Consider the following 13,658-nt stretch of genomic DNA (forward strand, 5'->3'; position numbering starts at 1 on the left):
GCGGGTGGACAGGGCCGTGCACCCGCAGCCGGGCTGCCGGCGGGTGGCGCGCCTCGGCCTGGCGGTCAGGGTTCCGGCATGGCACCGGCTGCGGGTGGACAGGGGCGTGCGCCTGCAGGGGGTGCGCCTCGCCCGGCCGGCCCGGGCTCTGGTGTGGCAGCCGCTGGTGGTCCGCCCGCCGGAGGACAGGGGCGTGCGCCTGCGGGCGCCCCGTCTGCGGGTGGTGCGCCTCGTCCGGGCGGCCCGAGTTCTGGTGTGGCAGCCGCTGGTGGTCCGCCCGCGGCTGCACAGGGCCGCGCGCCTGCCGGAGGTCCACCTGCTGGTGGCGCACCTCGTCCCGGCGGTCAGCCACCTGGCACGGCATCGGCCGGCGGTTCGCCTGCGACTGGTCAGAGGCGCGCACCTGGTGGCGCTCCGCCCGTCGGCGGGCAGGCGACCGGTGGCCAGACCCGGCCGCCGGGCATGCCCGCGCACCCCACTGGCACAGCCGGTCCGGGAACGCCCGCTCCTGGCGGGCCCGGTCGAGGCGCACCTGGTCAGGTCCCCGGCGCACCCGGCCAGACTCCAGCGCAGGCCCGCTCGAACCCCGGCGGACCGCCTCCTCACACCTCTGCTCAAGGTTTCGGCGGTCCGGGAACGCCCCATCCCCACGGCCCTGGAACTGCGGGGGCGTTCGGACCGAACGCCCCCGGACGCAACGGCCCGATGCCGGGCGGCGTCCCCGGCGGGCAGGGCACGCGCCCCGGCACACCCCTGGGTGGTCACGGCACGTCGCCCGGTGTACCTGGCACGCGTCCCGGCACAGATCCGAACGGCAACGGCGTGCCGCCTGGGGGACCTGGCACGCGTCCCGGCGGTCCGGGGATGCAGCCGGGAGGCCCAGGCATGCGCCCCGGCGGACCTGGTGTGCCGCCTGGTGGTGCGCACAATCCGCCAGGTCGCCCCGGGATGCCCGGCGACGGCCTGAACACCCGCCCCGGCGCACAGCAGGGTGGACAGAGCCCTCACCCCGGCACACAGCCCAGGGGGCAGAACACCTACCCCGGCTCCCACCCCGGCGTTCCGAACGGCCCCGGCGCTCGTCCTGGCGGCCCGCCTCCGGGCTTCCACCAGCAGGCCCCGGCGGGGCACGCTCCCCCCGCGCACCGTCAGCCCGGCGTCCCAGCGCACGGCAACGCGCCCGTTCCGCACGGTGGCGAGCGGCGTCCCGGTGTCACGCCGCAGTCGTTCGCGCCTCCGGGACGTCCTCAGGGCGCGCCACCTTCCGGCCCGCCGGGCATGCGGCACCCCGGCACCACCGACACCCGGCCGGCACAGGGCACGCACCAGCCCACGCCGGCCACGCACCAGCCCACACCGGAAACGCACCAGCCGGTGCCGGACGCCCACCAGCCTCCGCCGGTCGTTCCGCACCCGTACTACGAGTCGCCGTCCTCGAGCCCCGACGGCGAGCCGCCGGTGGCCATGCGGCACCTCGACTCGTCCAGGTACGGCGTGGACCCGTCGAAGGTCGAGTACCGGGACGTCCCCGGCTGGATGCGGGACGAGAACGCCCTCTACCGCGGCGACACGCGCTCGCCGGAGGAGATCAAGGCGGCCGGTGGGTTCGACGTGCCGCGGCAGGAGGAGAAACCGGATTTCCTCAAGCACGTAGACGGGCACACCAACGCGTTCGTCAGCACCACTTCCGAGCAGCACGTGGCGATGGAGCGGTCCGGCGTCGGCGAAGGAAAGGTGTACGTCGTCAAGGCGCCGGGCGGCATCATGACCGACGCGACGCTGCAGAACGTCAGCCACGGCCGCAGTTACGACGAGAGCGAGACGCTCTTCCCCGGTGGCATCGACTGGCGTTACGTCGAGGGCTGGCACCAGGTCCGGTACGAGACGGGCGGGCGGGTGCTCGGGCCGTTCGTGCCGAACCCGGACTTCGTCGGCCACCGGACCACCTCTGACAGCACCACCGCGCAGGCGGACCAGCACCACGCGGACACCCGCGAGGACCGGACGCCTCCGGCCAGGGAACCGGTCACGCCGCAGCACAGCGACACCCCGGCCAAGACCGACACCTCCGAACAGCGCCCGCAGGGGCCGACGCAGCCGCTGCCGTCCCAGCCGCGCCAGTCGGACCTGCCCCGCCCCTCCATCTCGGAACGGCTCAGCACCGCGCCGCCGTCCCAGCCGACGCCGCACCGGCAGCCGGCGAACGAGTCACCCGACCACGCCGGCCGTCCGTTCACGCAGTCGGCGCTCGACCGCCTGAACGGACAGGAATCCGCAGACCGGCAGACTCCCCACACCCCGCGGGACACGCCACCGCAGAGCGACCCCCGGCCCGAGGCCGCGCGGACCGACGTGCCGCACAAGCCCGAGGACCGCCACCACCAGGACATCCCCCAGGACCGCCACCACCAGGACCCCGTCCAAGACCGGCCCCAGGACCGTGCGGACCAGGCCCCGCCTGAACGCTCGCAACACCAGGACACGCAGGACTCGCCGAGGCACGACGACACACCGTCCGAACAGGACGATCGCGGTCGCCCCGGCGAAGAACCTCCGCAGCGCCCGCAGAAACCGCTGAGCGACCGCCTCCACTCGCTCAGCGAGAATCTCGACCCGGTCGTGCGCGACCACGTGCGCAGCACCCCGGCCGGCATGTCGATCTTCGACAGGACGACCGACAACGGCGGGTACTACACGGCCGAGGCGCTGCCGAGGATTCCCGGCCACTTCGTGGTCGACGTGCACAGCACCGCGCAGAACGCGCAGGTGGGCAACCACCCGCTCAGCCCGAGGGACGTCGCTGACGTCATCCGCGCGAACCCCGACTACAAGGGCGATCCGATCACGCTCGTCGGGTGCGAGGCGGGCAACCGCGACAACGGGTTCGCGGCACAACTCGCCCAGGAACTCGGCGTGCCGGTCACGGCGCCGAACACGGACGCCTGGGTCGACTACAACGGCAACCTCTTCGCCACCAGCAACCGGGACGGCGAGCCCGGCTGGCCACCGAACGGCGAGTGGCGCACGTTCGGCCCCGACGGAACGCAGAACATCCACGAGGGTCCCTACCCGCCAGGGCACACGCCCGAATGGGGCGACGAGACGCCCGAGTTCGCGCCCGTGGCGGAACGGCGCGGTGAGCGGGAGGACGACTTCCGCGACGTGCGCGACGAGAACCGCGAGAAGCGCGAGGAGGGCCTGGACTCGGTTCGCGAGCTCACCGGCCGCAACCCGAGCACGGACGCGGAACGACGCCCGCACGAGCGCACTCTCTCAACGGCGCGCTACCGCAGCGATCTCGGCGGCGAGTCGGCCGACTTCTACAACTTCAGCGGCAAGCAGCACGACTGGAGTCCCGCGGCCGAAGCACCACAGCAGCCGCCGAAGAACGAGCGCCTCTTCGAGACGTCCAACGCCACCTCGTACGACCCGGAGAGCGGGGCCTGGCGCGACGGCACCGGCACCCCCAGGGTCAACGACTCGGAACCGAAGATGTTCGAGGACCTCGCGCGGCACCAGCTCGCCGAGTACAGCGGCCTGTCCCGCAACGAGGTCGACACTGCGTTGCGCGAGGCCAACAAGCTGGTCGACAGGCTGGACAAGGAAGACCCGAACTACTACCGCGACGGCTTCAAGGGCGAGGTCCAGCGCACGCAGGACCGCATGTCCCTCGCGATCGACGAGCTGAACAAGCGCGCGGAGGCGAGGGCGGAGGCGAACGGCACGACGCACACGCCGTTCTCCGCGGCGGACATCTCAGGCGACCTCCGCATGGTGGTGGACCTGCCGTCGGCCAAACGCGACGGAACCCCGGCCGAGTTCCAGATCTGCCTGTCGTGCCAGAAGATCATGCTCGCCTACGAGCGCGTCTTCCCGAACATGCGCCTGGAAGTCATCAACCGAGCTGGAGAAAGGCTCTACCCGCTGTGAACCAACCGACCGACAACCCGAGCGCGCGCATCGACGCGATCTTCGACGGCGTCTGCGCGAACGGTCTGCGTCGCGGGTCCGTGGCAGGCGCGTCCGACGACCAGATCGACCAGATGGCCGCGGACCAGGGCGTGGAACGCGTTCCCGAGGCGGTGCGCCAGGTTCTGCGCATCATGGGTGTCCGATCAGGACTGTGGCTGGCCGGCACCGCGTTCGGGGTCGACGCGATGACCGCCGAACGCAAACGGCACGTCGTCGCCACGCTCAACGGCCTCGACCACGAACTGACCGACCCGCGCGGCCTGCTCGCTCTCACGGCGCACCAGGGTTACGCGTACCACGTCGTCGACGGCGCCGACCTCGACCAGGATGACCCGCCCGTCTGGGACGTCGTCGAAGGTGAAGGCGCACGCAGGGCTTGGGGCAGCGTCAGCGACTGGTTCGCGGGCACCGCGCCGAACGTCGCCGATCTCCGCGACGTGCTGGAGATGATGGAGGAGATGGGCAAGCAGCCGCCGAAGTGGGCCGAGTTCGTCGAGACGCGCCAGTCGTGACCGTTTTCCCGTTGTGCGGCAAGGAGTGAGGGACGTGCAGTTCGACATCGCGATCGACGGGAACGAGGCGTTCCGGATCGAACCCGGCACGGACGCGACGACCGCGCGGCACGAGACGGTGCTCGGCGCCGCGGTGTGGCGTGTCACCGACGAGGGCGTGGCGCCAACGGAGCTGGATCCGTTGCAGAGCAACGTGAGCAACGAACGGCTGGTCCTGCTCCGCGAACTGTCCCCGCTGCCCGGGGCGTGGCCGCAGTACCCGTCGCTGCCTGCCGGCGACACGATGCCGCGCACCAACACCTCGATCTTGGGCCGTGTCGAGGAAGCCCTCGTCGCACACGCTCCGGAGGGCTGGCAACAGATCGAGCTCCAGTGCCGTGCGCTCGGCCGCCGCATGGAGGTTGCGGCGACGGTCACCGTCGACGGCACCACCCACGTGTGGGCGCCGCCGGTGATCGTCAGCCAGTGGCTGCACCGATTGCGGTTGCGGGACTTCCGCAACAGCCTCGGCACGTGGTTCGCCGCGGGCTTCACCTTCGTCGCGGGAGGTGAGACCACTCGCCAGTTCTCGATCGAGGGCCGGCCGGAGTGGCTGCTCCCGCCGGACTACGGCTCCGCGCTCCAGCACGCCGCCGACGAACTGCGGCTGCTGCCGAGGCGGCCGGAAGCCGTGCCGGACTGGATGTGGCACGCCGCGGGCAAGATCCAGCAGGTCGGCCGGGTCAGCGCGCTCGAACCGCGGCAGCAGGAGACCCGACTCGAACTGGCGCGCCCCTTCGACGTGATCGAGGACGGCAAGGGCACCTGGTACCGGCCGATGATCGGTTCCAGGGAACAGTTTCTGGTGCTGCGCTATCTGGAGAGCGCTCCTGTCGTCCTGTCGTCACGCGGCTCCGCGAAGGACCTCTTCACCGGCGGTGACGACCTGGTCGTACCGCTCGCCTACCGGACCGACGGCCGCTGGGTGTGGCCCGAGAGCGTGTCGTACCACCTGCGCGAGCACGAGATCCCGCCGTCGATGGAACTGGTCGACCACATCCGCCAGCAGCGCTACGAAATCCCCGTCGTCCCGGAGATCGCGAAGGCCCGCGCGGCCGCACTCGCGATGGGCAGGCCGTTCGACGAGAAGCAGGTCGAGGCCGCGTTCCGCAAGGCACTGGCCCCACTGCTCCTGGTGATCACCCGCGTCCAGACCAGTCCGCGCTTCTACAGCCTGGAAGGCCACCGCGACCAGTCGTGGTGCCTGGTCCGTGATGGCGACTTCTACGAGGTCTACTGGGCCGAGGGCGACCGCGGGGACAAGCGCGAACGGTTCGCGGACGTCCGCAACGCCGTCACCTACCTGACCGGCCAGCTCATCGAGAACCAGGACGCGCTGCGGTTCGAGATCGACGAGGAACTGCCGGCCTGGCAGTCGCCGTACCAGGTGACCTCCGAGCACGACCCGCGGCTCGACACGATGACAGGCGTGCGGCTGACCCAGGTCGAGGACCTGTTCGTGCACCGCTACGGCGATCCCGGTGGCAACCTCGCCTACGAGAGTCCGATCGAGTCGGATCGTGAGCACCACCTGTACCGCCTCAAGGGCCCGTGGACCCTGATCACCGCTGTCGACCCGACCGGCGTCCGCGCCTACGTCCTGCCGAAGCCGTTCGTCGAGTACCCCGACTACATCGACGACTTCACCCTGCACCCCGGTCTGCCCCCGGTCTCGGACTCCCTGCGCGACCAGGCCCGCCGCCAGGTCCCCGACTCCTGGCTGTGGTGCGCCGACCCGGAGGTCAACCCGAACTACATCGAGGGCATCCCGGACGCGACGCTGTTCGGCGCGTACGCGGTGAACGCGGACGGCGAACTGACCGGCGAGACCTACCTGAACCCCAACTACCGCCCAGGTCCGCAACGGCGAGGCTTCCCAGAACCCTTGGCGGACCTGGACGTGGTGCTCGGCTACGTCGCGTCCGGATGGGCGCCACAGCAACGCCTGCTGACGGCGACGCTCGAGGCGAACCTGATCGCGGAGACCGACGGCCAGGGCAACCTGCGCATGGGTGTCACCCCGGACGGACGCCGCTTCATCGCGGTGTGGACGGCACCGGGCCACCTGCCGCAGGATGCCGCCTCACCGATGGAGACCACGGGCCGCGAACTGACGCCGGTGCTGGCCGGTGGCGTGCTGGTGATCAACCCCGGAGGCCAGCTCGGCGTGGAGTTGCCGGGCGACGACCTGATCGCCGCACTGAACGCCTGACGACGGCGCGCTGCAGCGGCGGACAAGACGACAGGGCCCGGCCGATTCGGCCGGGCCCTTCGCCATCCGGTTCGCCTGTCAGCCCGAACTGGATCGAGCCAGGTCGAGGAGCCACCACGCGGAACCGGCGAGCACCGTGATGACGGCCAGTGCGAACAGCGGTCGGTCGTGCGGGGCTACGCCGGGCTCTCCGCGACGGCGAGGTAGTCCGTGTAGATCTGCGGCGAGCCCGAGAACGAGGCCAGCTGCTTCCACTCCTCGTACATCTGCTTGGTGTCGCGGTGGGCCGCCGCGAACTCCGCGGCCTCGCCGGTGGCGATGTCGGGCTCGGGGTAGAAGACGTCCAGCGCGTCCAGGCTCGCGATCTCCATCATCATCACGTACTGGTCGAGGCGGTTGCCCCGCTCGCCCTTGAGCACGTGGAACCGCCAGTCCGGGTAGTCGTCGATCCGGTGGTGGTTCTCGGCGATGAAGCGGTCGAACATCTCCTCGGTCACACCGGCGCGCAACGCCAGGTTGTGGATCCCGACGACCCTGGCGACGGGCTCCTCCCCAGGGCGGTCGCGGTAGCGGGGGCCGGGCGTGACCGTGCTCCGCGGGTTGTCGGCCAGCAGCCGGTAGTCGGTGAACAACGTGGGCAGCTCACCGAACGTGCCCAGCCGCCGCCATCGCGCCAGCACGGCCTCCGCCTCGGGATGCCCCGCCCAGAACAGCCGGGCCGGCTCGGTCTGCTCACCCCGGGCCGTGACGTAGCGGTCGCGCTGCTCGGCGCTCTCGATCTCGTACAACATCAGGTACTGCCCGGTCCGCTCCCCGCGCAACCCGCGCAGCAGAGTCCACCGCCACCCCGGGTACAAGGGCAGGTGAACGCCTTCACCACGCACGAAGGTCTCGAACTCCTCCGGCGTGACACCAGCCTCGGTGTCGATGGCGATGTACTGAAAGGTGAACACCGACGAGCGTCCCATTACGTCCAATCCTCGGTCCGAGAAAGGGAACGCGCGTCCGACGAGCACGACTCCCCTGCACCGCATCCTGCCAGCTGCTGCCAGCCCGGGAAGGCGTCACCGAGCTGACCGTGGGCATGGTCGAAACAGCAGGAAGGGCCGCCACCGAGATGGTGACGGCCCTTCCTGAACGCTGTTCTGTCGGTAGCTACGAGGCGCCGATCTGGATGGTGCCCCCGGCAGGATTCGAACCTGCGCTCCCGCCTCCGGAGGGCGGTGCTCTATCCCCTGAGCTACGGGGGCTCGAAGAGCGCCCGTAGCTACCAACGTGGAAGATCCTAGCGCACTCGCGCGACTGTGTTTCACACCCACCCCCAGCGGTGGTGGAGCGTGGCCTTCGTCACCACTCCGCGGGAGTGGGAATAGGTCGGATTGCACTCATGCGCATATCGCTATATGTTCCGAAGCATGGGTCATGGCCACGGACACGGATCGGCGTCGGCTAGCGGGCAGCACGCCGGCAAGCTGTGGATCGCGTTCGGCATCGGCGCGGTCTTCATGGTGGTGGAGTTCGTCGTGGGGTTCGCGACGTCCTCGCTCGCCCTGATCTCCGATGCCGCGCACATGCTCACCGACGTGCTCGGGGTCGGGATGGCGCTGGCCGCGATCATAGTGGCCGCTCGGGCCAAGGCCGGGAAGAACCGCACGTTCGGCTTCTACCGGGCCGAGGTGCTGGCCGCGCTGGCCAACGCCGTGCTGTTGTTCGGCGTGGCGGGCTATGTGATCTACGAGGCGGTCGGGCGGTTCCAGGACCCGCCCAGCGTGCCGGGGTGGCCGGTTCTCATCGCGGCGACGCTCGGGCTCGCGGCGAACCTCGTCAGCTTCAGCGTCCTCAAGGAGGGCGCGAAGGAGAGCATCAACGTCAAGGGTGCTTATCTGGAGGTGCTCGCTGACCTGATCGGGTCGGTGGGTGTGCTGATCTCGGCGCTGGTGACGATCACGACGGGGTGGAAGTACGCGGACCCGATCATGGGTGTGCTGATCGGCGTGTGGGTGTTGCCGCGGACGTACAGCCTCGCCAAGAACGCGCTGCACATCCTGTTCCAGCACGCGCCTGAGCGGTTGGACGTCACCGAGATGCAGAAGGCGCTCACCCAGCTGCCCGGGGTCACGGAGGCGCACGACCTGCACGTGTGGACGCTCACCAGCGGGATGGAGGTGGCTTCCGCTCACCTCACGACCGCGGAGAACGCCGACCACGAGAACGTGCTGAAGGCCGCTCAGTCGTTGCTGGCGACCAGGTACCACATCGAGCACGCGACGTTGCAGGTCGAGGGTGGCACGTCAGCGCAGCGGTGCCGGGAGCTTTCGTGGTGAGCCGGGCAGGTCGCGGATTCCGTCCTTAGTGGACTGCGCGCCGGTTCGTGACGGAACGACAGGTGTGCGTGGTTGTGGCACCGCGACCCACACCCGGCCTCGTTCGAACGGCACCACAAGAGCCTCCCCAGTCACTGCGGACGAACCGTCAAGATCTCATCGAAGTATGTCTTAAAGGGATAGATCCTTTCAGGTGAACGGGAAAGGCCGCGTTCCGTGACGGAACGCGGCCTTCCTCAGTGCAACGTTGGTCAGTTACGCGTTACAGCCCAGCGCACTGTCCTGCCTTCGGCCCCTTCACGTCGTTCGCGAAGCCGTTGTTCGACGGGTCGGGGGTGTTGCCGGTGCAGGACAACGGGCCGCCGACCGAGGTCGCCGCCACCACTGACCTGGTCTTGTTCGACGTCAGTGACACAGGGCCACCAACCGTCGAGTTCTCGACCGCGACTTCGGTCGTGGAGCCGTGCACCGACACCGGACCGCCCACGCGAGTGCCCACGAGCACCACGGAGGCCGCGTTCGCCGCCGACAGCGGGCCCTTGATCTCTCCGCCGAAGACGTAGAGCGTGGCACCGCTCGCGACGGTCACCGGGCCGTTCACCGTGGCACCGTCCACATAGGTCACGCCCTTGACCTGCAGCGGACCGTTGACGGTGCCGGTCACCGTGGTGGTGGCCGCCGGCAGCGGCTTCGACATCAGCTCGAACTCGGCCAGGGCCACGTCGCCGGAGAACTCCAGCCGGTAGAAGTTGTACCGGCCCGGCGACGCGATCTTGAACGAGCGCGTGTACTGCTGCCACTGGAAGTTCTCACCGGAACGCTTGTCGACCGTCGACCACGTCTTGCCGTCGTAGGAGCCCTTCAGCTCCCAGGCGGAGGGCGACGTGCCCGTCTTGGCGTTGGTCAGCGTGTAGAACTCCGCCTTCTCCTTCACGTCCGCGGCCTTGAAGTCGAACGAGCGAACCACCGCGGAGGTCGAGGAGTTGTTGTCCACCAGAGCAGCGGTGGACACACCGGAAGCGACATCGCGCAACGGCGTCGGGACCGCGTCACCGGTGGTGATCGAGTCCGGCACGTCGTTGACGCCCGTGCCCCACTTCGAAGGCTGCGGGCCCATGTCGAAGTCGATCGTGGCACCGGCCGCGAGCACGTCGTGCGGCAGCGACGTCTTGTTCCACGCCTTGCCGTTGACCTTCACGCCCTGCACGTAGACGTTCTTCGCGTTGTTCTTCGGCGCGTTGATGACGAGCTTCTTGCCGTTCTCCAGCTTCACGGTCGCCTTGGTGAACAGCGGCGAACCGATCGCGTAGGCCGGCTTGCCCATCTGCAACGGGTAGAAGCCCAGCGACGAGAACAGGTACCAGGCCGACATCTCGCCGTTGTCCTCGTCACCCGCGTAGCCCTGGCCCTGCTGCGAGCCCACGTACAGGCGCGACAGGATCTCGCGCACCTTCTCCTGGGTGCCGGAGGGCTTGCCCGCGTAGTTGTACATGTAGGCGATGTGGTGCGACGGCTGGTTGGAGTGGCCGTACTGGCCCATCCGCACGTCCCGCGCCTCGATCATCTCGTGGATCACGCCGCCGTAGCCGCCGGGGAACTTCGCGGTCTCCGGCAGGGTGAAGAACGAGTCGAGCTTCTGCGCCAGCTTGTCCCGCCCGCCGTACAGGTTCGCGAGACCCTGCCCGTCGTGCGGCACCGTGAACGCCATGTTCCAGCCGTTCGTCTCGGTGTAGTCGTAGCGCCAGTCCTGCGGGTTGTACTTCGCCGGGTCCTCGACGCGCCACGAGCCGTCGACGTTGCGGTTCTGGAAGAACTCGATCCGCTTGTCGAACGTCAGCACGTAGTTCTGGGCGCGGTTGAGGAAGTACTCGTACTCCTCGGCGTACCGCTTCTCGCCCGTCTTCTCGTGCAGCGCCTTCGCCATCGACGCGATGCCGAAGTCGTTGACGTAGCCCTCGATCGCCCACGACCACGCCTCGTCCAGCTGGTCGTTGCCGGTGTAGCCGAGGAAGATCGAGCGGTCCATGCCCTTGCGGCCGACGTTGTTGCTCGGCGGCACGACGGACGCGTTCTTGATCGCGGCGTCGTAGGCGGCCTTGATGTCGAAGTTCGACACGCCCTTCAGGTACGCGTCGGCGAACGCCACGTCGGAGCTCGTGCCGGTCATCAGGTCCGCGTAACCGGGGGAGGACCAGCGCGAGATCCAGCCACCGTCCTTGTACTGCTGGACGAAGCCCTCGGCCATCTCACCCGCCTGCGACGGGGTGAACAACGAGTAGGCGGGCCAGGTCGTGCGGTAGGTGTCCCAGAACCCGTTGTTGACGTAGACCTTGCCGTCGACGATCTTCGCGCCCGTCTGCGTGGGCGTGCTCGGACCGGTCGCCGGCGCCACCGGGGACGCGTACTTGGTCTTGCCGCCGACGTTCTCGAAGCCCGAGTTCGGGTAGAGGTAGAGGCGGTACATGTTGGAGTACAGCGTGATCAGCTGCTCTTCGGACGCGCCCTCGACCGAGATGATGCCGAGGATCTTGTCCCACGCGGCCTGCGCGCGGTCGCGCACGGCGTCGAACGTGTCGGACGCCGAGACCTCCTGCTCCAGGTTGGACTTCGCCTGGTCGACGGAGATCAGCGAGGTGGCGATCCGCAGCTCGACGGTCTTGTCGCCGAACGAGAAGTAGCCGCCCACGTTGTCGCGGCCCGCGCCGGTCAGCCGGCCGCTCGCCGTGACCGCCTTGTCGACCTTGCCGTAGACGAACAGGCGAGTCGCGCCGGTGGAGAGGCCGCTCTTGACGTCCGAGTAGCCCGTCACGACACCGGAAGCGGCGTCGAGGGTGACACCACCGAGGTTGTTCACGTTGTCGAACACGAGGTTCTTCTGGCCCGTGTCGGCGAACGTGAACCGGAAGACCGCCGCGTGGTCCGTCGGCGCGATCTCGGTCTTCATGCCGTTCTCGAACGTCACGCCGTAGTAGTGCGCCTTGGCGATCTCGTTCTCGTGCTTGAACGGCAGCGAACGCAGCGCGCGGTCCTGGGTCGGCGCCTTGTCCGAAGGCATGACCTGGAACGTCTGGCGGTCACCCATCCACGGGCTGGGCTCGTGGGACGTCGTGAACGCCTGCAGCGTCGGCAGGTTCTGCGCGTTGTTGCGCTGCGCGTACTCGTACAGCCAGCTCTGCGAACCCGCGTTGGTCATCGGGGTCCAGAAGTTGAAGCCGTGCGGCACCGCGGTCGCCGGGAAGTTGTTGCCCCGCGAGAACGAGCCGTTCGAGTTCGTGCCACGCGTGGTCAGCACGTAGTCGGAAGGCTTCGCGTACTGCTTGGTGACGACGTCGCCGATCCGGATGTCGTCGAACCAGGCACCGAACTCCGTCGGGCCCTTCGGACCGTCGTAGGCGACCAGGATCCGCTTGATCGTCTTGCCGGCCGCGACGGCGCCGATCGTGGACGCCACCTTGTTCCACTGGTTGGCGTACAGGAACTTGCCCGCGCCCTGACCCTGCGGAGACAGCGTCGCGCCGTGCTGGTCGACCGCCTTGAGGTCGCTCAGGTACGTGCCGTCGGAGAACGCGAGGTCCACCGTCGAGTACGTGCTCGGGTAGTTCAGGTTGTCGTTCACGAAGTCCGGGAAGATCATGTACGACAGCTCGGTCTTGGCGGTGACCGGCACGTTGACGTCGAAGACCTTGTTGTAGCTGTACGCCCGGCCCTCGGTCGTGTGCTTGCCCTGAGCGCGGAACGCCTTGACGCCCGTCCAGCCCGCACGCGACTTGGACGTGTAACCGCCCGTGGGGCCGGCGCCGACGACGCTGCGCATGTTCGGCGCGACCGGGGTCGTGGAGCCGTCGGAGAGCTGGACCTCGGCGAGCTGCACGATGTCCGTGGGGCCGGCGTTCAGGGTGATGTCGAGCTTGTACCAGGTGAACGCCGCCGGCGAGGCGATGTCGTAGGTCTTGGTCTGGAAGCGCTCGGCGAACGTCTCACCGGTGCGGGTGTCGACCACGGTCCAGTCGGTGCCGTTGTTCGAGCCCTGCAGCGTCCAGTTCTTCGGGTCGCGCTCCGGGGCGTCGTTGGCCGAGGAGAGCGCGTACTTCTTGATCGTCTGGGCGCCCTTGCCGGTGAAGTCGAACGTCGCCCAGCCCGTGGTGGCGAAGACCAGCCACTTGGAGTTGATGTTGAGGTCGTTGAGGTTGGCCGCGACCTCGTTCGACCCGGCGTTCTCACCGTTGGCCTGCACCGTCGCCTGGTCGGCCACGTTGCCGGGAATGCCGCTCGTACCGTCCGAACCGATCACACCCGCCGACTTCGGGTTACCCGCCGCGTCGGTCTCGACGGTGTTCGACCACGACGGTTGTGGTTGACCGTCCTCAAAGGACGACGAAAAACCCACTCCTGGCTCCTCTGGTGCGGCGGCCGCGTAGCCGTTGGTGACGCCACACACCAGTGTCGCAGTGATCGCAACGCTCAACAGAGTTCTGGTTCGTCTCTTCCCCAGTTGCCTCATTGCAACCCTTCCGCCGCCTAGCCTGCCCCTTTTGGGTGGGAGCGTTTCGGCACCTGACATCGTTGTCAAGGGACAAGACGGGAATTGTCGCGCAACCT

7 protein-coding genes and 1 tRNA gene are annotated in these 13,658 nt (G+C 68.8%); 5 read left to right on the forward strand and 3 right to left on the reverse strand.

The window, feature by feature from the left end; all coding sequences use genetic code 11:
* The first annotated feature begins 16 nt into the window (after positions 1-16).
* Genes ACIQF0_RS36180 through ACIQF0_RS36195 form a run of 4 tightly spaced genes read left to right on the forward strand, consistent with a single transcriptional unit; the run spans position 17 to position 6,735 of the window.
* Complete coding sequence (locus tag ACIQF0_RS36180) at positions 17-967, forward strand: hypothetical protein (RefSeq protein ID WP_401037320.1); 951 nt, start codon at positions 17-19, stop codon at positions 965-967.
* Positions 949-3,930: an enterotoxin A family protein gene (locus ACIQF0_RS36185; protein ID WP_401037322.1), complete on the forward strand. Its 2,982-nt coding sequence runs from the start codon at positions 949-951 to the stop codon at positions 3,928-3,930. Before ACIQF0_RS36180 ends, ACIQF0_RS36185 begins: the two co-directional genes overlap by 19 nt.
* The gene (locus tag ACIQF0_RS36190) at positions 3,927-4,484 is read left to right on the forward strand and encodes a hypothetical protein (RefSeq protein WP_401037325.1); all 558 of its coding nucleotides are present in this window, start codon (positions 3,927-3,929) and stop codon (positions 4,482-4,484) included. The genes ACIQF0_RS36185 and ACIQF0_RS36190 overlap by 4 nt, the downstream gene beginning before the upstream one ends.
* Before the next feature lie 34 nt (positions 4,485-4,518).
* Positions 4,519-6,735 (forward strand): type VII secretion system-associated protein, encoded by a 2,217-nt coding sequence (locus ACIQF0_RS36195; protein ID WP_401037327.1) that lies wholly within the window; start codon positions 4,519-4,521, stop codon positions 6,733-6,735.
* A gap of 176 nt (positions 6,736-6,911) precedes the next feature.
* Here ACIQF0_RS36195 and ACIQF0_RS36200 read toward each other — a convergent pair whose 3' ends face one another.
* Together ACIQF0_RS36200 and ACIQF0_RS36205 are read right to left on the reverse strand one after the other, a co-directional pair.
* Positions 6,912-7,688: a hypothetical protein gene (locus ACIQF0_RS36200; RefSeq protein ID WP_401037330.1), complete on the reverse strand. Its 777-nt coding sequence runs from the start codon at positions 7,686-7,688 to the stop codon at positions 6,912-6,914.
* 222 nt (positions 7,689-7,910) lie between these two features.
* Positions 7,911-7,985: transfer RNA gene (locus ACIQF0_RS36205), tRNA-Arg, on the reverse strand.
* 165 nt (positions 7,986-8,150) lie between these two features.
* Here ACIQF0_RS36205 and ACIQF0_RS36210 point away from each other — a divergent pair.
* Complete coding sequence (locus tag ACIQF0_RS36210; RefSeq protein WP_401037333.1) at positions 8,151-9,059, forward strand: cation diffusion facilitator family transporter; 909 nt, start codon at positions 8,151-8,153, stop codon at positions 9,057-9,059.
* 262 nt (positions 9,060-9,321) lie between these two features.
* Here the strand turns inward: ACIQF0_RS36210 and ACIQF0_RS36215 are convergent, their stop codons facing one another.
* Positions 9,322-13,560 (reverse strand): GH92 family glycosyl hydrolase, encoded by a 4,239-nt coding sequence (locus ACIQF0_RS36215; RefSeq protein WP_401037336.1) that lies wholly within the window; start codon positions 13,558-13,560, stop codon positions 9,322-9,324.
* Positions 13,561-13,658 lie beyond the last annotated feature (98 nt).

The sequence above is a fragment of the Lentzea sp. NPDC092896 genome, assembly GCF_044754905.1.
GTDB lineage: Bacteria > Actinomycetota > Actinomycetes > Mycobacteriales > Pseudonocardiaceae > Lentzea.